Annotated in this window: 16 protein-coding genes and 1 pseudogene; 8 read left to right on the top strand and 9 right to left on the bottom strand. The window is 62.7% G+C overall.

The genetic code is table 11. The features are described from left to right. Positions 1-171 precede the first annotated feature (171 nt). A pseudogene (gene metE / locus LOY69_RS23735) lies at positions 172-2,480 on the bottom strand (5-methyltetrahydropteroyltriglutamate--homocysteine S-methyltransferase). Positions 2,481-2,588: 108 nt separating this feature from the next. On the opposite strand from metE, the gene metR reads away from it, so the two are divergent. Continuing rightward, a complete protein-coding gene (gene metR / locus LOY69_RS23740) occupies positions 2,589-3,506 on the top strand; it encodes a transcriptional regulator MetR (protein ID WP_102860993.1) in 918 nt (305 codons plus the stop codon). Between the two features lie 41 nt (positions 3,507-3,547). Here metR and LOY69_RS23745 read toward each other — a convergent pair whose 3' ends face one another. From LOY69_RS23745 to LOY69_RS23765, 5 genes are all read right to left on the bottom strand, one after another. Next, complete coding sequence (locus tag LOY69_RS23745) at positions 3,548-4,051, bottom strand: N-acetyltransferase family protein (protein WP_413787149.1); 504 nt, start codon at positions 4,049-4,051, stop codon at positions 3,548-3,550. Between the two features lie 29 nt (positions 4,052-4,080). Beyond that, a complete protein-coding gene (locus tag LOY69_RS23750; protein WP_102880767.1) occupies positions 4,081-4,719 on the bottom strand; it encodes a LysE family translocator in 639 nt (212 codons plus the stop codon). Between the two features lie 22 nt (positions 4,720-4,741). After that, the gene (locus LOY69_RS23755) at positions 4,742-5,176 is read right to left on the bottom strand and encodes an NUDIX hydrolase (protein ID WP_265073670.1); all 435 of its coding nucleotides are present in this window, start codon (positions 5,174-5,176) and stop codon (positions 4,742-4,744) included. A gap of 100 nt (positions 5,177-5,276) precedes the next feature. Beyond that, a complete protein-coding gene (locus tag LOY69_RS23760; protein WP_102880769.1) occupies positions 5,277-6,623 on the bottom strand; it encodes an HD domain-containing phosphohydrolase in 1,347 nt (448 codons plus the stop codon). 176 nt (positions 6,624-6,799) lie between these two features. Next, complete coding sequence (locus LOY69_RS23765) at positions 6,800-7,072, bottom strand: type B 50S ribosomal protein L31 (RefSeq protein ID WP_102860452.1); 273 nt, start codon at positions 7,070-7,072, stop codon at positions 6,800-6,802. Between the two features lie 310 nt (positions 7,073-7,382). Between LOY69_RS23765 and LOY69_RS23770 the strand changes: the two genes are divergently transcribed. The 4 genes from LOY69_RS23770 (at position 7,383) to LOY69_RS23785 (ending at position 10,969) form a co-directional block, all read left to right on the top strand. Next, complete coding sequence (locus LOY69_RS23770) at positions 7,383-9,002, top strand: FMN-binding glutamate synthase family protein (protein WP_102860451.1); 1,620 nt, start codon at positions 7,383-7,385, stop codon at positions 9,000-9,002. A gap of 62 nt (positions 9,003-9,064) precedes the next feature. Continuing rightward, entirely contained in the window at positions 9,065-9,349 is a 285-nt protein-coding gene (locus LOY69_RS23775) for a putative quinol monooxygenase (protein ID WP_102860450.1), read from the top strand. A gap of 427 nt (positions 9,350-9,776) precedes the next feature. Continuing rightward, the gene (locus LOY69_RS23780) at positions 9,777-10,367 is read left to right on the top strand and encodes a papain-like cysteine protease family protein (RefSeq protein ID WP_102860448.1); all 591 of its coding nucleotides are present in this window, start codon (positions 9,777-9,779) and stop codon (positions 10,365-10,367) included. Positions 10,368-10,375: 8 nt separating this feature from the next. After that, positions 10,376-10,969 (top strand): hypothetical protein, encoded by a 594-nt coding sequence (locus LOY69_RS23785; protein ID WP_265073671.1) that lies wholly within the window; start codon positions 10,376-10,378, stop codon positions 10,967-10,969. Between the two features lie 101 nt (positions 10,970-11,070). Here the strand turns inward: LOY69_RS23785 and LOY69_RS23790 are convergent, their stop codons facing one another. Beyond that, positions 11,071-12,492, bottom strand: a complete 1,422-nt coding sequence (locus LOY69_RS23790) for an amino acid permease (RefSeq protein ID WP_265073672.1) — start codon at positions 12,490-12,492, stop codon at positions 11,071-11,073. A gap of 491 nt (positions 12,493-12,983) precedes the next feature. Here LOY69_RS23790 and LOY69_RS23795 point away from each other — a divergent pair, with 491 nt between their 5' ends. The 3 genes from LOY69_RS23795 to LOY69_RS23805 all read left to right on the top strand — a co-directional run bounded on the left by LOY69_RS23795 (position 12,984) and on the right by LOY69_RS23805 (position 17,611). Beyond that, positions 12,984-16,091 (top strand): transglycosylase domain-containing protein, encoded by a 3,108-nt coding sequence (locus LOY69_RS23795; protein ID WP_102880772.1) that lies wholly within the window; start codon positions 12,984-12,986, stop codon positions 16,089-16,091. Between the two features lie 165 nt (positions 16,092-16,256). After that, on the top strand, positions 16,257-16,829 hold the full coding sequence (locus LOY69_RS23800) for a PadR family transcriptional regulator (RefSeq protein WP_110594923.1): 573 nt from the start codon (positions 16,257-16,259) through the stop codon (positions 16,827-16,829). Next, entirely contained in the window at positions 16,826-17,611 is a 786-nt protein-coding gene (locus tag LOY69_RS23805; protein ID WP_265073673.1) for a siderophore-interacting protein, read from the top strand. The genes LOY69_RS23800 and LOY69_RS23805 overlap by 4 nt, the downstream gene beginning before the upstream one ends. Before the next feature lie 162 nt (positions 17,612-17,773). Here LOY69_RS23805 and LOY69_RS23810 read toward each other — a convergent pair whose 3' ends face one another. Then, positions 17,774-18,442 carry a Pr6Pr family membrane protein gene (locus tag LOY69_RS23810; protein WP_110651355.1) on the bottom strand — a complete coding sequence of 223 codons (669 nt, stop codon included), beginning with the start codon at positions 18,440-18,442 and terminating at the stop codon, positions 17,774-17,776. An 8-nt stretch (positions 18,443-18,450) separates the two neighbouring features. Next, complete coding sequence (locus tag LOY69_RS23815) at positions 18,451-18,681, bottom strand: VF530 family DNA-binding protein (RefSeq protein WP_019093117.1); 231 nt, start codon at positions 18,679-18,681, stop codon at positions 18,451-18,453. Positions 18,682-18,867 lie beyond the last annotated feature (186 nt).

Here is an 18,867-nt window from a genome sequence, read left to right on the forward strand (position 1 = left end):
CAGTAGAGCGCGAGTCTGATGAACTTCGATGTTTCGCGCTGCCACAGTTGCGTGACAGTTTGATGAAGCCCGCCCAGCGGTCATCGCTTAGGGGCGCTCGAGCGGCGCCTCGTTTGCCGACGAGGTGGAACTGATGATCGCCTTCGTCGGCAAGCAGGTTTCTACCGGCTTTCAGGCCAACTGGCTGCGCAGCTGGCGGGCCGCGGCCACCATGTTCACCAGGGCCGCTTCGGTTTCCGGCCAGGCGCGGGTCTTCAAGCCGCAGTCGGGGTTGACCCACAGTCGCTCGGCGGGAATGCGTTTGACCGCCTTGCTCATCAACTTGACCATCTCGGCAGTGTCCGGTACCCGTGGCGAGTGGATGTCATACACCCCCGGGCCGATGTCGTTGGGGTAGTCGAAGGCTTCGAAGGCTTGCAGCAACTCCATGTCCGAGCGGGAAGTCTCGATGGTGATCACGTCGGCATCCATGGCAGCGATGGACTGGATCACATCGTTGAACTCGCTGTAGCACATGTGGGTATGGATCTGAGTTTCGTCCCGCACACCCGAAGCGCTCAGGCGGAAGGCCTGCACCGCCCAGTCCAGGTACTCCTGCCATTGCGCGCGGCGCAGGGGCAGGCCTTCGCGGAACGCCGCCTCGTCGATCTGCACGATCTTGATCCCGGCCTGTTCCAGGTCCTGCACTTCATCGCGCAGGGCCAGGGCCAGTTGCTGGGCCTGGACCTTGCGCGATACGTCTTCCCGGGGAAAGACCACATGAGCATGGTCACAGGGCCAGTCAGCATGCCTTTCATGACCTTGTCGGTGAGGCTCTGGGCGTACTGGATCCAGTCCACGGTCATGGCCCGGGGCCGGCTCAGGTCGCCGTAGATGATGGCCGGCTTGACGCAGCGCGAGCCGTAGCTCTGGACCCAGCCAAAACGGGTGAACAAGTAGCCGTCCAGTTGCTCAGCAAAGTACTCCACCATGTCGTTGCGCTCGGCTTCACCGTGGACCAGCACGTCCAGGCCAAGGCTCTCCTGGATCTGCACTGCGTGGCGGATCTCGCTGTGCATGGCATCGGTGTAGTCGTTGAGCGACAGCTTGCCCTGCCGGTAGGCCTGGCGCGCCAGGCGAATCGATGCAGTCTGCGGGAAAGAGCCGATGGTGGTGGTGGGAAAGACCGGCAATTGCAGGCGCGCTCGCTGCTGTTCGATACGTTGGGCAAAGGGTGACTGACGCTGACTGTCGGCGGCGCTGATGGCCTTGATCCGGGCCTGGACCTGGGCCTTGTGAATCCGCGGGGACAGGGCACGACTGGCCTGGACCTTGCGGCTTTGCGCCAGGGCCGCTTGCACCGCCGGGGCCTGGGGATCGTTCAGGGCATCACGCAGGACCGAGATCTCGCCGCACTTCTGCACGGCAAAGGCCAGCCAGCTTTTCAGTTCGGCATCCAGCTGGTCTTCCCGGGACAGGTCCACCGGGCTGTGCAGCAGGGAGCAGGAGCTGCTGACCCAAAGGTTGTCGCCGAAACGCTCCTGGGCCACCTGCAACTGCTGCAGGGCCTGTTCCAGTTCGCAGCGCCAGACGTTGCGCCCATTGACCAGGCCCACGGAAAGAATCTTGTAGGTCGGCAGCCGGTCCAGGACCTGGCCCAATTGTTCCGGAGCCCGCACCGCATCGATGTGCAAGCCGTCCACCGGCAGGCCCACCGCCAGGCCGAGGTTGTCTTCCAAACCGCTGAAGTAAGTGGCCACCAATTTTTTCAGCGGCGAGTACTGGAGGATGTGGTAGGCCCGCTCGAAGGCGCTCTTCCACTCCTGGGGCAGATCGAGGGTCAGGATCGGCTCGTCGATCTGCACCCATTCCACGCCCTGGGCCTTGAGCCGGTTGAGGATCTCGCCGTACAGCGGCAGCAGGCGCTCCAGCAGGTCGAGCTTGTTGAATGCATTGCCCTTGGCCTTGCCCAGCCACAGGTAGGTCAAGGGGCCGATGATCACCGGCTTGACCTGATGACCCAGGGCATGGGCTTCCTCGACTTCGTCGAACAGTTGCTCCCAGCTCAGTTGGAACGGCTGGTCGGCGCTGAACTCGGGGACCAGGTAGTGGTAGTTGGTGTCGAACCACTTGGTCAGTTCCTGGGCGTATTGCGCCTGGCCCTGCTCACCGCAGCAGCCAGCACTGGCGCCACGGGCCATGGCGAACAGAGTGTCCAGGGTCGGGCGGCCCTGGGCATCGCGAAGACCGTCGAAACGCTCGGGAATCACCCCGAAGGTCAGGGAGTGACCGAGCACCTGGTCGTACCAGGCAAAGTCGCCCACTGGCAGCAGGTCGATGCCGGCGTCTTTTTGCACTTGCCAGTGCCGAGCCCGCAGCTCGCGACCGACCTCTTGCAATGCAGCCTGATCGAGGGCGCCCTTCCAGTAGGCTTCGAGGGCTTTTTTCAGTTCGCGGTCAGCGCCGATGCGGGGAAAACCGAGGGTGTGGGCCAGAGCCATGGGAAAGCGCCTCCTTGTCAAAGATGGCGCTATTGTCGACAGCCCGGGCAACATGAGACAAACTCAACCTTTTCGTGTTGATCACAAAATTTACTCATGGAGATCCTGGTGCTCGAAATCCGTCACCTGAAGACCCTGCACGCCCTGCGCGAAGCCGACAGCCTGGTTGAAGCCGCCGAACGCCTGCACCTGACCCAGTCCGCCCTGTCCCACCAGTTCAAGGAACTTGAAGAACGCCTGGGCATGCCGCTGTTCGTGCGCAAGACCAAGCCGGTGCGCTTCACCAGCGCCGGCCTGCGCCTGCTGCAACTGGCCGATGCCACCCTGCCGCTGCTGCGCGGCGCCGAACGGGACATTGCCCGCCTGGCCGGCGGCACCGCCGGCCGCTTGCACATGGCCATCGAGTGCCATAGCTGCTTCCAGTGGCTGATGCCCACCATCGACCAGTTCCGCGACGCCTGGCCGGAAGTGGAGCTGGACCTGGCCTCGGGCTTCTCCTTTGCACCGCTGCCGGCGCTGGCCCGGGGTGACCTGGACCTGGTGGTGACCTCCGATCCCCTGGAACTGGCCGGCATCACCTATGTGCCGCTGTTCACCTACGAAGCCATGCTTGCAGTGGCCAACCAGCATCCCCTGGCAAGCAAGCCCTACATAGTTCCGGAAGATCTGCTGAACGAAACCCTGATCACCTATCCGGTGGAGCGGGATCGTCTGGACATCTTCACCCGCTTCCTGGAACCGGCGGACATCGAACCGGCGCAGGTCCGCACCTCGGAACTGACGGTGATGATGATGCAGCTGGTGGCCAGCGGCCGCGGGGTGTGCGGCATGCCCCATTGGGCCCTGCATGAATACAGCTCACGGGGTTATGTGAAGGCCAAGCGGCTGGGTGAAAAGGGACTGTTCGCCACCCTGTACGCAGCGATTCGCGCCGACATGCTGGACGCGCCCTACATGCGTGACTTCCTGCTGACCGCCAAGGACACCTCGTTCTCGACCCTGGACGGCGTCAGCGCTGTACGCTGAGCGCCACCCTCACGCAGGCGCCGGCTGGCCAGCGAGCAGGATCAGCGTGGCACTTCGCGCCACATGTGGATCTTGTCGAGATAGTCCTCCCCCACGCACACCGCCTGGGGTTCCAGCCCGAACTGGACAAAGCCGCAGCGCTGGTACACGGACAGCGCTGCGTCATTGCCCGCCGTCACCGTCAGTTGCACCAGGCGCAGCCCTTCATAATCGGCCGCCTCTGCCAGTAACCTCTGCACCAGTTGATAACCCAGGCCGCAGCTACGCTGCTCGCCCGTGACGTAGAGCCCGAAAAGGGTCGCCTTGTGCCGGGCTTTCTCGCGAAGTTCAAAGGCCAGGCCGACAATCCCCAGCAAACGCCCCTCGGAAAAGGCCCCCAGCAGCAAGTCCAGTTCGCCATCCAGGCGTGCGGCCCACCAGGCCAGTGGCAGCTTTTCCCGCTCCCTGACGCTGGAAGTGAACGCCTGGGGATGGCGGTCATAGGCTTCGAGCATCAAGGCCCGGTATTGCGCGGCATCGTCAGGAGTCAGGTGTTGGATCTGCAGGCTCATGCGAGATCGTCAGTCCGTCATGTTCAGTTGGTACGGCGTTGTTCGAACATCAAGCGCACCGCCAGCCCCGCCAGCACGAACCCCATGAAGTAACGCTGGGCCGAAAGCCAGGTGGGGTTGCTGGCGAACCAGGAGGCAATGCCTGCGGCAAACAGGGCAATCAGCAGGTTCACCGAAAAGCTCACGCTGATCTGGGTCAGGCCGAGAATGAGGCTCTGGGAGAACACCGAACCGTGCTCGGGATGAATGAACTGCGGAAAGATCGACAGGTAGAACACCGCGATCTTAGGGTTCAGGGCGCTGGTCAGAAACCCCATGATCACCAGCTTGCGGGGCGAGTCCACCGGCAACTGCTGGGCTTCGAACGGCGATCGCGCGCCAGGCTTGAGCGCCTGCCAGGCCAGCCACAGCAGATACAGGGCACCGGCCCACTTGAGCACTTCATAGGCCATGGGCACCGCCATGAAGATCGCGGTCAGGCCCAGTGCAGCGGCAAACAGGTGGACGAAAAAGCCCGCCACGACGCCCAGTAACGACGTCACCCCGGCCTTGCGCCCCTGGCAGATCGAACGGGAAATCAGGTAGATCATGTTCGGGCCTGGGGTCAGCACCATCAGCAACGAGGCCGCGGCGAAAATCAGGTAGTCGTGAAGTGGGATCATGGCAGTCCTTGGCAACGGGAGGTCAGGCGAGGCTCGCCTGGGCCTTGCGATAAAACGGCAAGATCAGATCCCGTGTCAACGGCGCCAGAAACAAATCACCATCGCTGGCCGGATCGATCCAGCGCACCTCCTCGATCTCCGCCGCCGGGGTCACCGCAGTGTCGATGCGAACAAGAAAGACCTCCGCCTGCACCACATGGCCGGGCTCGTTGGCGGCCGGTGCGCAAAACTGTTGCAGATAGCGGGCCTGGCTCGGATCGATGCGCAGGCCGAGTTCCTCTTCCAACTCTCGGGCCAGGGCCAGCACCGGCGGCTCGCCGGCTTCGATCTTGCCGCCAGGCTGCATGAAGGCCTCGGTGCCGCGTTTGCGCACCAGCAGGGTCTGGCCATCGGTCCCCAGCAACAGGGCGGCGGCGATACGGATGACGGAGGGTGCAACGGCGGAGGGCAGCGACATGGGGACCTGGACACCTTGAGAACGAAGGCGCAAGGATCACATGCCCGGCAGCGGGTCGTCATCCGCCAGCAGTATATTTCCCGTCGTTCCAGGGTGTTTCTCAGGTGCCCGACTGCGGCTCTCGCGCCAGCTTGACGAACACGCTGTAACGGGCGCCTTCCATGGTTTCAAAGGCGATCAGTTTGTCCACCAGAGGCTGGCTCAGCACCTTGCCGGCGTTGAGCAGAAGCATGCCGTTGTCGGCATTCAGGTTGCGCGCCAGCAGCATGCCCGCCGCCAGCTCCCGGGTGCCCAGGACCTTGACCGAAGGGTCGCCCAGGGTCACATCGCTGAGGTACACAGAACACACTTGGATAAACCCCTCCACCAACTCGGGGTCGTACAGCCGGCCGGCGTATTTACGGATGAACACCAGGGCCTCGTCGCTGTTCATGTGCCGTTCGAGAATCAGCCCGCACTGCAGTTCGATAAAATCCACCGCCAGCTTGAGCAGCCGCGAGCCCAGGGGAATCGCCTCGCCCTTGAGGTGATCGGGAAAGCCGCTGCCATCCCAGTGTTCCTGGTGATGGCGGATCAGGCGCGCCGCATCCTGCACCGGTTCCAGGGTCATCAGCAGCGATTCGCTTTGCGCCGGATAGGCCCGATAGCGTTCACGCTCATGGTGGTGCAACCAATCGGCCGGGGTGATCATCATGCTGTCGCTCCAGCTCAGCTTGCCGATGTTGTGCAGGGCCGCGGCCATGGCCAGGTCGCGCTGCGCCACGGCGTCGATGCCGTGGATCTTGCAGTAGGCACGCACCAAATCGATGATCCGGCGGTTGGTCTGCTTGTCGCTAGGCAGACGCTGGTTCACCAGCAGCGAGAACAGCTCGGCGCCCGTGGCATAGCTGTGCTTGAGCTCCTCATAGGCCAGGTCCAGCATGTCGGCGGTTTGTTGCAGCTCCGCGGTGCGCGACGCGACGCGTTTTTCCAGCTCGGCATTGAGGGCCTTGAGCTGAGTGTTCTGTTCTTGCGCCAGAGCCTCCAGGCGCTGGCGTTCACGCACGGAATGCTGATGCTCCAGCGCCTGGCGCAAGGTCAGCAACAGTTCCTGATCATCCCAGGGCTTGCTCAGGTAACGGTAGATTTCCCCTTCATTGATCGCCTTGGCGATCAGTTTCAGGTCCGGGTCACCGGTCAGCAGGATGCGCGTAGTGTCCGGATAGTGCTGATGAATGCGCGCCAGCAGGGACGGGCCATCCATCTGCGGCAGATGGGCGGCGCTGATTATCAGGTCCACCTCCCGGGTGGCCATGACCTTCAGGGCTTCGCTGGCGTCGTGGGCAAGGTGCAGCACGTAGGAATGAGCACTGAGCAGTTGGTGCAGGCGTTGCAGGATCGCGTCCTGGCTGTCCACCAACAGAACCTCGGGCTGGCGTGTGACTGTGGCAACGTTCAGCTCACCCATGAGACACCTCGGGTCAACATCGATGCACATGTCCTTCATTCTTTTCACTGGCAACACTGATCCTTGTTGCCTGATTCAAGCGTAGAAGCATTTCCGAGGGGAATGATGGCTTTTTAATACCATCCGTCCGCTGAAAGAGCTCCAACGGACGGCGGCGAGAATGGAGGCCAATGACCTCACTTGGCAGCGGCTTTACCGCTGGAACCGAAGGAGGCAAAACGTTTGTTGAAGCCAGCAATACGGCCTTCGGACTGGGTCTTGCGTTGCTGGCCGGTGTACACCGGGTGCGAAGCGCTGGACACATCCAGGGTCACGTAGGGATAGGTCTGGCCATCACTGTGCTGGTAAGTGCGGTCGGTATCGACGGTAGAGCCAATGAGGAAAAACACGTCGGCGGCAGTATCGTGAAACAGCACGGGGCGGTAGTCAGGGTGAATGTTGGGTTTCATCGGAGTCTCCAGCGGCTGGGGTGAAAAATAGTGTTATACAGTAACAATAAAATCCTCTTTAAACGAGAACTTATCGCAATAAGCTTCTACAACAATGGTCTGACTCCTGCCTCGTTCCCCCGATTCAGGCTTGCCCGTAAGGCCCCAGCGGGCCAGTATGCTGGGCTGCAACGCTCTGACACAGCCGTGAATTCCTATAAGAAATGCCTGTGCAGCCCACCGTCCCAGCCGTTCGGTGTCGCTGTCGATTACCCGTTATCAAGGCACCAGGTGCCTGATTGACCTGATGAGTCCGAACCAAGGAAACCGTATGAGCCTGTCACTTCTGAGCCGCTACGCCTTCTTTGCTGCCTGCGTGATATTCACCCTCGCCAGCCTGCCCTTTCTCGAACACGACTGGCTCTGGCCATTCACCCTGGTCACCGGCCTGCTGAGCCTGCTGGGGATCTTCGATCTGCTGCAAAGTCCCCACGCGGTACGCCGCAACTACCCGATCCTGGGCAACATCCGCTACCTGGTGGAAGGCATCCGTCCGGAGATCCGCCAATACCTGCTGGAATCCGACAGCGACGCCCTGCCCTTTTCCCGCGCCCAGCGCTCCCTGGTGTACTCGCGAGCCAAGAATGAAAGCGCCGACAAACCCTTCGGCACCCTGATCGATGTCTACCAGTCGGGCTTCGAGTTCATCGGCCATTCCATGCGCCCGGCGCCCTTGAGCGACCCCAGCAGCTTTCGGGTCACCGTCGGCGGCCCGCAATGCACCCAGCCCTATTCGGCCTCGGTATTCAACATCTCGGCGATGAGCTTCGGCTCCCTGAGTGCCAACGCCATCCGTGCCCTGAACCAGGGTGCCAAGCTCGGCAACTTCGCCCACGACACCGGTGAAGGCAGCATCAGCCCCTATCACCGTGAACACGGCGGCGACCTGACCTGGGAGCTGGGCAGTGGCTACTTTGGCTGCCGTACCGCCGACGGTCGCTTCGACCCCGAGCGCTTCGCCACCCAGGCGCAGAACCCGCAAGTGCGGATGATCGAGATCAAGATGAGCCAGGGCGCCAAGCCGGGCCATGGCGGCATCCTGCCCAAGCACAAGGTGACCCAGGAAATTGCCGACACCCGCGGCATCCGCATGGGCGAGGACTGCATTTCGCCGTCGAGCCACAGTGCATTTTCCACCCCGATCGAAATGATGCATTTCATCCAGCAACTGCGTGAGCTGTCAGGCGGCAAGCCGGTGGGCTTCAAGTTCTGCCTGGGCCACCCGTGGGAATTCATGGGCATTGCCAAGGCCATGCTGGAAACCGGCATCCTCCCGGATTTCATCGTGGTCGACGGCAAGGAAGGCGGCACCGGCGCAGCCCCCGTGGAGTTCACCGACCACATCGGCGCGCCCATGCGCGAAGGCCTGCTGTTCGTCCACAACACCCTGGTGGGCCTGAACCTGCGGGACAAGATCAAGCTCGGTGCCAGCGGCAAGATCGTCAGTGCCTTCGACATCGCCAGCGTCCTGGCCATCGGCGCCGACTGGGCCAACTCGGCCCGGGGCTTCATGTTCGCCATCGGCTGCATCCAGTCGCAAAGCTGCCACACCAACAAATGCCCGACCGGCGTCGCCACCCAGGACAACCTGCGCCAGCGTGCCCTGGTGGTGCCGGACAAGGCCCAGCGGGTGTACAGCTTCCACCGCAACACCCTCAAGGCCCTGGCCGAGATGCTGGCCGCCGCCGGCCTGCAGCACCCGTCGCAACTGGAAGCCAAGCACCTGGTGCGACGCATGTCGGCCACCGAGATCAAGCTGTTCTCCCAACTGCATGTGTTCCTCAAGCCCGGCGAATTGCTCACCGGCGAAGTCAACGGCGAGTTCTACTCGCGCATGTGGCAATTGGCCCGGGCCGACAGCTTCGAACCCAATACCCAAGCCGCCGCTTAAGCACGTCTGTCCAGGCCTCCCCGGCTACCTGGGGAGCCTGGCGACTCACAAGGAAGATTGGAATGCTCAAGGTTATCGCTGAAGATTTCATCAAGCCCGAACACCTGGAAACCGTGCGCCCGTGGTACGCCGAACTGGTGGAAAAAACCCGCCAGGAACCGCTGTGTATCGCCTACGATCTGTTCGTCGATCAGAAAGACCCCGGGCACTTCATCTTCGTCGAACAGTGGCCGGACCGCGCCGCCCTCGACGCTCATTGCAACACCGAACACTTCACCCGCCTGGTACCACAGATCAACGCCTTTCAAGCCCGCGAATGCCGCGTGCTGCTGATGGACGAATTCTAGAAGCCGACATCATCCCGATGCTTGACCGGACCACCGAAAGCAGACCGAACCACCACTGACCTTTCGCAGTTCCAGCATGCCCTTGCTGTCTTTCGAGCAACTGTCCCAGCAACTGCCCGGCAGCCACGGCACCCTGGTGATCATCGAAGTCTAGCCTCACTCGGCACTCGACAAGGGTTCACAACCCGAACCGGGGCCGACTGTGGACGCCCCCTTTATCAGGGACATTCACGCCCGCCACAATGCACAAACGCATAATTAAATTGCATTGACGCATATCTCATCTAAGGTTGCTTGCAGACCCGGCCAGCGCACGCCATCGAGGCTGGCGCCGCGCAGCACCCAGCGCCGGGTCCGGCAACTTGCTGTAGCCCAGATGCCACAGCGACACCAGCCGGAGGCTGGTTTTCACTCATGGAGGATGAACATGTTAAGCACCACCTTGACTCCCACCGGCAACCCGCAGGCCCTGCCCCAATGCCTGGCCGGTACGCTGATCGATCCGCAACTGGCTGAAATCGACCCACGCGCCGAGGCGGCACCCCAGGCCGGCGCCCGACTCAATTTCAGCGTGCAGCCGCAAACCCAGAGCAACTGGTGCTGGGCGGCACTGTCGGCATCGGTCGGCAACTACTACGGCACCGGCTCCTGGACCCAGTGCGGGGTGGCCAATGCCGAATTGGGCCGCAACTCCTGCTGCAGCCAGCCCGGACCGTGCAACGTCTACGGCTACCTGGACTCGGCCCTCAGAACCACCCGCAGTTATGGCGGCATGCGGGAAAACCGGATGCAGATGCCGGCCATCGAAAACCAGCTCGGCATGGGCCGTCCCGTCGGCCTGCGTTGCGCCTGGTATGGCGGCGGCGCGCATTTCCTGACGATCTACGGCACCGATGGCAGCTACATCCTGGTCGCCGACTCCATCTTCGGTTACTCGACCCGTGCCCTTAACAGCTTCCCCGGTTCCTACAACGGCGGCGGCAATTGGACCCACACCTACTTCACCCGGAAAAACTAGGAGGCGTCATGCAACTGACTTACCCCAAGGCGCCCACCCACGGCGTCCAGACCTTGCACCCGGCACTGCAGGCAGCCCTGCGCACCCAGGGTTTCGGCGTCAACCGCGCCTTTGCCAATGCCGGCACCCTGAGCCTGTCCCAGGCATTTCGCGGCTACGCCCTCAGCCTGGAGGACCTGGCCAACGGCAAGGGCCTGGACCAGGCCACGACGGGGGACTGGCATTACCTGGTGTTCGCCGGCGGTGTATCCATCGCCGACGCGCAACTGACGGAAGTGGCCGGCAAGGTCGAGTTCGCGGCGCTCAATCACGGCGCTCTGGCGGCGTCCACCATCAGTGCCCTGAACCTGGCGGAACAGGCCCCCCTGCTGCAGGGGAAATCCTGCGAGTTGAGGTTGCTGTTCATCCCGGCGTTGCAGGTGACGGCGATCTGGCTGCACGCAGCCGATGCCGAAGTGCTGATTCCCATCGACCCCACCCCGGCGAACCTGGCGGCCCACCAGCTCTATGACGCAGCGACGCTGTTGAGCCTGCTGAGCCCCTCGGCCCGACAAGCCAAGGCAGTTTTCGATGCCGATACCAGCGGCACCCTGGGAGGCTGAACCGCGGCAAAAAAAATCCGGCGGCCCTGGCGGGACGCCGGATTCTTCTGTTCAGGCCGTTGGCCCGGGAGGCTCAAGACAAGAGCCTCCCGGGCGAGGGATCACGACGCCGAACTCACCGCATCCTGTTGGGCGTTGGTGGGCTGCAGCTTGAACAGGTAGAACAGCACCGTCAGCAGCACCAGGAACGCCGGGCCGACATACAGCGCCACGCGAGTGTCCGGGAAATAGGCCATCAGCCCCACCACCAGTACCAGGAACGCCAGGGCGAAGTAGGAACTGACCGGGTACAGCCACATGCGGTATTTCAGCGCAGCCCGCTCGCTCGGGCTCAGGCCTTTGCGGAACTTGAGCTGGGCCAGCAGGATCATCACCCAGGTCCAGATAGCCCCGAAGGTGGCGATCGAGGTCACCCAGACGAACACTTTCTCCGGCACCAGATAATTCAGCAGTACCCCCAGCAGCAAGGCGAAGATCGACAGCAGCAGCGCGCGACGCGGCACACCGTTGTTCGAAGTCTTGGCGAAGCCGGCCGGGGCCTGGCCGTTCTGCGCCAGGCTGTAGAGCATGCGCCCGGTGCTGAAGATGCCGCCGTTGCAGGACGACAGCGCGGCAGTGATCACCACGAAGTTGATGATGCCGGCGGCAGTCTTGATGCCCAGACGCTCGAAGGTCATCACGAACGGACTGCCCTGGGTGCCGATCTCATTCCACGGGTAGATCGACAGGATCACGAACAGCGCGCCCACGTAGAACAGCAGGATGCGCCAGAACACCGAGCCGATGGCGTTGGGAATGGTCTTCTGCGGGTTGCGCGCTTCACCGGCGGTGAGGCCGATCATCTCTACGCCCAGGTAGGCGAACATCACCATCTGCAGCGACATCAGCACGCCGGTCACGCCATTGGGCATGAAGCCACCGTGGGCCCAAAGGTTGGAAATCCCCAGCGCCACGCCGTCGTTGCCGAAGCCGAAGGCAATGATGCCAACGCCGCCGATCACCATGGCGATGATGGTGACGATCTTGATCAGGGCGAACCAGAACTCGAACTCACCGAAGGCCTTGACCGCGATCAGGTTGATCGAGCCCATGCTCACCAGGGCCGCCAGGGCCCAGATCCAGCGCGGCACATCGGGGAACCAGATGCCCATGTACACCGCCACCGCCGTGATCTCCGCGACACAGGTCACCAGCCACAGGAACCAGTAGTTCCAGCCGGTCAGAAAACCCGCCAACGGGCCCAGGTAGTCTTGTGCGTAACGGCTGAAGGAACCGGCGACCGGGTTATGCACCGCCATCTCGCCGAGGGCGCGCATGATCACCAGGATCGCCAGGCCGCCGATGATGTAGGACAGCATGATGGCCGGACCGGCCATTTCGATGGCCTTGGCCGAGCCCAGGAACAGGCCGACGCCGATACAGGCGCCCAGGGCCATCAAGCGAATATGCCGTTCGCCCAGTTCGCGTTTCAGCGGGCCGCCCTGAGCGGTCTCGCCGTGGGGCAGTTGGTTGCCAACTGACATAGAGATACAACCTCATTTTGTTATTGGATATGAACCACCGAGTCTGCGAAGCCATGGCGGATAGCCGCAGCTTGCTCAACCGTACCGGCCTTGTGGGGCGGCGCGTCTGTAGGACAAGACCTGCCAGATCAGCGGGGTGCGCAGTATAAAAAGCTCCCGACAGGGCTTTTCACTCTATAAGTAGCTAAATTCAGAGAGAAATCTCGGCAAATACCGCTTTCGCGGAGAAGCATTACCTGCTTTTTGCCCTTAAACCTCACTCGGAAAGGGCCCGGAGTATTGCACAGCCCTGGTGCATCGTCATGCCCCTACCTAGGGCGTATTTACCTGGAAGAAGGCTCTATCACAGCCCTTTCCCACCGGTTCCTGATCAGCCCTGCGGCCGCGGCCCGGTTCCAGGCCCCATTGCTTTCACAATTTCTTCTGCCGCGGCTACCACCGACTAAGCTTCAGACAAGTCCGATCAATCTGCGTGAATGGATCAATCGACTATGGGCGCTCTGTGGCAGACCGATTCGCGTAAAAACGCAGTGCCAAACCACAGCGAGGACGAAGCGCCTTTACCCAAAAAACCCAGGGCCCACCGTTATGCCTGGCGTCTGTTCTGGCTGCTACTGCTGATCACGCTGATCGCCCTGGGTGTCGCCGCCACCCGGGAAATGCGTACCTCCAAGCTCCAGGCCCGGGAATTCAGCAAGCTGGCTCAAGACTTGAGCTATTCCCTGCAACCAGGCCCCAGCGACGCCATGCTCTATCCCGGCGCCGGCCCCTTCGACCGGCGTCTGGGCTATAGCGCCCTGGGCGAGTTCCTGCCGCGTCTGCTCAAACGCGGCTACCTGATCGACGCTCAGACACGGTTTTCCCCGGCATTGATGGACTACAGCAAAAACGGTTTTTTCGTGCCCTATACCGAGAAAATCCAGGCCGGCCTGTCCATCACCGATTGCCGCGCCGCGCCCCTGTATCAATTCAATTACCCACAACAGCTGTATGCCAGCTTCAACCATATTCCGCCCCTGATGGTGCACAGCCTGCTGTTCATCGAGAACCGCGATCTGCTGGACCCCAAGCTGGCCCAGGCCAACCCGGCGGTGGACTGGCCGCGCTTCGCCAAGGCCGCCTGGTCCCAGGTGGCCAAGCTTCTGCACCTGCCCGGGCAGACCGCCGGCGGCAGCACCCTGGCCACCCAGCTGGAAAAATACCGCCACTCCCCCGATGGCTTGACGGTGTCCGGCGGCGAAAAGATCCGCCAGATGATTTCCGCCAGCGTGCGCGCCTATCAGGATGGCCCGCAAACCCTGGAGGCCCGACGCCGGATCGTCCGCGATTACCTCAACAGCGTGCCGCTGTCGGCGGTTCCGGGCCACGGCGAGGTTCATGGCATGGCCGAGGGCCTGCGGGTCTGGTACGGCGCCGATTTCGATCAGGTCAACCAGGCCCTGTCCAGCAACGCCACCGATGCCAGGAGCCTGGCCCAGCGCGGCCTGGCCCTGCGCCAGGTGCTGTCGCTGATGATCGCGCAACGCCGCCCTTCCTATTATCTGGTCAAGGGGCACGCCGAGCTGGCGGACCTCACCGACAGCCATATCCGCCTGCTGGCGCAGAACAATGTCATTGATCCCGCCCTGACCGCCGCGGCCCTGGCCAGCAAGGTCAGCTACCGCGACTGGCAGCAGCAGCCGACGATCCAGCCGATCGAAACCAACAAGGGCATCAGCGTGGCCCGCCGCCGTTTGGCAGCGCTGCTCAACCGCCCCTTGTACGACCTGGACCGCCTTGACCTGTCGGCCACCAGCACCTTGCAGAGCGACCTGCAGCGCCAGGCCACCGAGTACCTCAAGCAGCTCGCCGACCCGGCTTTCGCCGCGCAGATCGGTGTGCTCGGCGAGCGCCTGCTGACCCCCACCAGCACCACGCAAGTGCGCTACAGCTTCACCCTGTTCGAACTCACCCCCGACGGCTCGCGGGTGCGGGTGCAGACCGACAGCACCGACCAGCCTTTCGACATCAACGAAGGCAGCAAGCTGGAATTGGGCTCCACCGCCAAGCTGCGGGTGCTGACCACCTACCTGCAGATCATTGCCGAGTTGCACGACAAGCACGCTGGGAAAACCCCGGCCGAGCTGAAGAAGTTTGTGGTCAACGACCAGGACCGACTGAGCCGCTGGGCCCTCGACTACCTGATGCAGAACAGCGACCGCAGCTTGCCGAAGATGCTCGACGCGGCCCTGGACCGCACCTACTCCGCCAGCCCCGGCGAAGCCTTCTTCACCGGCGGCGGGTTGCATCACTTCAACAACTTCCGCAAAGAGGACAACGGCCGCAGCCCGACCCTGCGCGATGCCCTGCGCGAATCCATCAACCTGCCGTTCATTCGCCTGATGCGTGACCTGGTGCGCTACAGCACCTACGGCGGCGACAGCAGCAGTGCCGAGTTGCTCAAGGACGACGCCAACCCGCGGCGCCAGGAATACCTAGCACGCTTCGCCGACCACGAAGGCACCTCGTTCCTGCTGCGGTTCTGGAAGAAGTACCGCAACAAGGACACCCAGGCACGCCTGGACACCTTTCTCGACGGCATGCACCCCACGGCGATCCGCCTGGCTGCCGTGCACCGCTACCTGCTGCCGGACGCCAGCCAGGACAGTTTCAATCGCTTTGTCCGGGCCCATATGAAAAACGCCAAGACCGCCGAAAAACTCACCGACGAGCGCCTGGACAAGCTCTATGCCGGCTATGGCCCGGGAGCCTATGACCTGCCGGACCAGGGCTACATCGCCAAGGTCCATCCCCTGGACCTGTGGCTGCTGGGCTACCTGATGAACAACCCCGACGCGACCTTCAGCCAGATCGTCAAGGCCAGTGAATTCGAACGCCAGGAGGTCTACAGCTGGCTGTTCAAGAGTCGCCATCGCAGCGCCCGGGACAGCCGCATCCGTACCATGCTGGAAGTCGAAGCGTTCCTGGATATTCACCAGCGCTGGCAGAGCGTCGGTTACCCGTTCGACCACCTGGTGCCCTCCCTGGCCACCGCCATTGGCAGCTCCGGCGATCGTCCGGCGGCGCTCGCCGAACTGGTGGGCACCATCCTCAACGACGGCGTGCGCCTGCCGTCCCTGCGCATCGACAGCCTGCACTTTGCCGCCGGCACGCCTTACGAAACCCGCCTGAGCAACGACCCAGGCAAGGGCAAGCGCGTGATGCCTTCGGAGGTCGCCACGGCGCTGCGCGGGGCCCTGTCACAGGTGGTGGATGCCGGTACCGCGAAACGGGTATCCGGCAGTTTCAAACTGGCGGACGGCACGCCACTGGCCATGGGCGGCAAGACCGGTACTGGCGACAACCGCATCGAGGCCACTGGTGCCGGCGGCCGGGTGCTGAGCTCCAAGTCCATCAACCGCACCGCAACCTTCGTGTTCTACATCGGCGACCACCACTTCGGCACCCTCACAGCCTACGTGCCGGGGGCTTCGGCCCAGGGCTTCAAGTTCACCTCGGCCTTGCCGGTGCAGGTGCTCAAGGGCATGGCGCCGATTCTCATGCCCTACCTGCAGCCTGGCAGCAGCACCCAGTGCCTGGGCAGCCTCGCCCAACGCTGAATCCCTGCGGTGCCCCGCCCCTCCACGCCACTCCATGGCGTGGATCGCCCGCCCATTGTGATTTTCCATCTCAGACCAACGGCAGCTTTGGATGGCGTAGAAGTGCTTGCGTAATCGTTAAGATATATCTTAAGTTATATCTGAACCGAACAGGAGAAAGAGAAAATGAGAGAGCCCCCTCACCACCGCGAACAGGGTGACGGCCACGACAGTTTCGAGCGCCGTCCCGCTCGCGAACGCGGCGGCCGCGGCCCCCGGGTGTTTGCCCCCGGCGACTTGAAGTTGCTGCTGCTGGCGTTGATCGCCGAGCAGCCCTGCCACGGCTACGACCTGATCCGCCAGATCGAAGGCATGTTCGACGGCGCCTACAGCCCGAGCCCCGGTGTGATCTACCCGACCCTGACCTTCCTGGAAGAAAGCGAAATGATCCAGGGCGACGCCGAAGGCGGAAAAAAGCGCTACAGCGTCACCGACGCCGGTCGTCTTTCCCTTCAGGAGCAGGCCATTGCCCTGGACGGTGTGCACATGCGCATCGAGGTCAGCAAGCGCTCCCTGCGCGGCCACGACCGCCCTGCAGAAATCCATGAGGCGGTGCACAACCTGCGCCACGCCCTGCAAATGCACCATGGGCGCTGGAGCCCGGAAGAAATCCTCCGGGTGCGTGACCTGCTGAACAACACCGCCAAGGCCATTGTCGATGGTCCTGTCAGCCACACTGCCCAGGAGAAATCCGAATGACTGCAACCCCAGAGCCATCCATTCACCGGGTCATGCACGAGATCAAGCGCCGGCGCCTGGAAGTCTTGCGCGTTGTCGACCTGACCCCGCGCATGCGCCGCATCACCCTCGGCGGGCCGGAGCTGGCCGGCTTCATCAGCCTGGGCAGCGACGATCATGTAAAGCTGCTGTTCCCGCAGAACGCCGAACAGCAAGCCGCCCTGGAAACCCTGGTGCTGGGCCCGGGCAAGGACAGCGGACCGATGCCCGCCATGCGCGACTACACCCCGCGCCGCTACGACCTGGAACAGGGCGAACTGGACATCGACTTCGTGCTCCATGGCGACGGCCCCGCTTCGTCCTGGGCCGAGCAGGCCAAGCCGGGGCAGTACCTGCACATCGGCGGGCCGCGGGGTTCGATGATCGTGCCGGACATCTTCGACAGCTACTTGTTGATCGGCGATGAAACGGCCCTGCCTGCCATAGCCCGACGCCTGGAAGAACTGCCGGCCGGACGCCGGGTATTGGCGGTGATCGAGGTTCAGGATCGAGCGGAGCGCCAGGCACTGCATAGCGCCGCCGAGGTCGAGGTGATCTGGGTGGAGCGTGATGGCGGCGCGCAGGACCTGATCAGCACTGTGCGTCAGTTGCAGGTCCCGCAAGGCAAGCTGTATGCCTGGGTGGCCACCGAGAGCAAGGTTTCGCGCCAGGTGCGTCGGGTGTTGCTGGATGAGCACCGGCTCAACGACGAATTCGTCAAGGCTGCCGGTTACTGGCGCCTGGACGGCAGCGAAGCAGAATAACCCCGCCTCACGGTAGGAACTGGCGCGCTAGCGAAGGCGATCTCAAGGCCCCCTTCGCCGGCAAGCCGGCTCCTACGGAGTGACCGGGAATGCATTTCCCTTGTAGGAGCGGGCTTGCCAGCGAAAGCGGTCTCAAGGCCCCCTTCGCCGGCAAGCCGGGGCCTACCGGGGTGGCGCCGGGCGCTTGCCCAGCCAGCGATCCAGGCCCAGCAACAACAACGACACCAGGACGAATCCCGCCAATATGCCCAGGGCATTGAGCAGCACTTGGGGATAGCCGAGCTTGTCCACGGCGATAAAAGGATAGGGGTACAGCCCCAGCACATTCCCGCGCAAGAGCAGATAGGCGAAATACAGTATCGGATAAAGCATCCATAAGCCGACGTGCCTCAGCCGCAGCCCACCCTTGGGCACACAGCACCACCAGTAGATCAGGAACAGCACCGGCATCACGTCGTGCAGCAACTCATCCGCCAGCCATTGCCAGCCCTGGGGATGCCACAGATGACGCAACAGCAGGCTGTAAGCCAACCCCACCAGGACAATGCTCGCCGCTACCGCGCCACTGACCGCCGGATGCAGCATGAACGCCTGCCCCCGGGAAATCCGCAGATTCAGGGCACAGGTCAGCACACTGGCCACCAAGGTATTGCTGAGTACGGTGAAGAAGCTGAAGAAGTTCACCAGCCCACCCAGCAGGCTGGCCCCGGCCTCCCAGCGCAACAACAGAATCAGGTACAGCTGAACCGTCAGCCCCAGCCAACCCAGCACTGCGGCAATGGCAATCAGCCCGCGTCGGCTGAGCAGCCCCTGCAGCGATACACCGGCCATGGAATTCCTCAGAGCGGACGCTTGGTGCGCTGCAACTTCACGTAGAGCTTCTCGACCTTTTCCCGTGCCCAGGGCGTCTTGCGCAGGAAGGTCAGGCTCGACTTGATGCTCGGGTCACTTTTGAAGCAACGGATATCGATGCGCTCGGCCAACCCCGACCATTCGTAGTGTTCCACCAGCGCCTTGAGGATCTGTTCCAGGGTTACGCCATGCAGCGGGTCGGTGTGGGTGTCGGTCATGCCAGGCCTTTGCGGGAAGAAAATAGGGAAAGCCGCGCACCTTAGCCGAGGGCATGCGCCCGCGCCAGAGCGCTGTTTTAACTGTAGCCGCCGTAGACAACCACGGCGATTGAGCATGAGAAGCAAAAAGTTCCTGGCTTTTCGCGACAAAAGAGATGTTATATTGTATCAATCAATAACAACTCA

It is taken from the genome of Pseudomonas sp. B21-059 (assembly GCF_026016285.1).
Taxonomy (GTDB): Bacteria; Pseudomonadota; Gammaproteobacteria; order Pseudomonadales; family Pseudomonadaceae; genus Aquipseudomonas; species Aquipseudomonas danubii.

What these genes read in the sequence shown, in the direction of transcription:
- LOY69_RS23750 (WP_102880767.1), bottom strand. Translation starts at nt 4,719, where the DNA reads ATGATCCCACTTCACGACTACCTGATTTTCGCCGCGGCCTCGTTGCTG.
- LOY69_RS23755 (WP_265073670.1), bottom strand. Translation starts at nt 5,176, where the DNA reads ATGTCGCTGCCCTCCGCCGTTGCACCCTCCGTCATCCGTATCGCCGCC.
- LOY69_RS23760 (WP_102880769.1), bottom strand. Translation starts at nt 6,623, where the DNA reads ATGGGTGAGCTGAACGTTGCCACAGTCACACGCCAGCCCGAGGTTCTG.
- LOY69_RS23765 (WP_102860452.1), bottom strand. Translation starts at nt 7,072, where the DNA reads ATGAAACCCAACATTCACCCTGACTACCGCCCCGTGCTGTTTCACGAT.
- LOY69_RS23770 (WP_102860451.1), top strand. Translation starts at nt 7,383, where the DNA reads ATGAGCCTGTCACTTCTGAGCCGCTACGCCTTCTTTGCTGCCTGCGTG.
- LOY69_RS23775 (WP_102860450.1), top strand. Translation starts at nt 9,065, where the DNA reads ATGCTCAAGGTTATCGCTGAAGATTTCATCAAGCCCGAACACCTGGAA.
- LOY69_RS23780 (WP_102860448.1), top strand. Translation starts at nt 9,777, where the DNA reads ATGTTAAGCACCACCTTGACTCCCACCGGCAACCCGCAGGCCCTGCCC.
- LOY69_RS23785 (WP_265073671.1), top strand. Translation starts at nt 10,376, where the DNA reads ATGCAACTGACTTACCCCAAGGCGCCCACCCACGGCGTCCAGACCTTG.
- LOY69_RS23790 (WP_265073672.1), bottom strand. Translation starts at nt 12,492, where the DNA reads ATGTCAGTTGGCAACCAACTGCCCCACGGCGAGACCGCTCAGGGCGGC.
- LOY69_RS23795 (WP_102880772.1), top strand. Translation starts at nt 12,984, where the DNA reads ATGGGCGCTCTGTGGCAGACCGATTCGCGTAAAAACGCAGTGCCAAAC.
- LOY69_RS23800 (WP_110594923.1), top strand. Translation starts at nt 16,257, where the DNA reads ATGAGAGAGCCCCCTCACCACCGCGAACAGGGTGACGGCCACGACAGT.
- LOY69_RS23805 (WP_265073673.1), top strand. Translation starts at nt 16,826, where the DNA reads ATGACTGCAACCCCAGAGCCATCCATTCACCGGGTCATGCACGAGATC.
- LOY69_RS23810 (WP_110651355.1), bottom strand. Translation starts at nt 18,442, where the DNA reads ATGGCCGGTGTATCGCTGCAGGGGCTGCTCAGCCGACGCGGGCTGATT.
- LOY69_RS23815 (WP_019093117.1), bottom strand. Translation starts at nt 18,681, where the DNA reads ATGACCGACACCCACACCGACCCGCTGCATGGCGTAACCCTGGAACAG.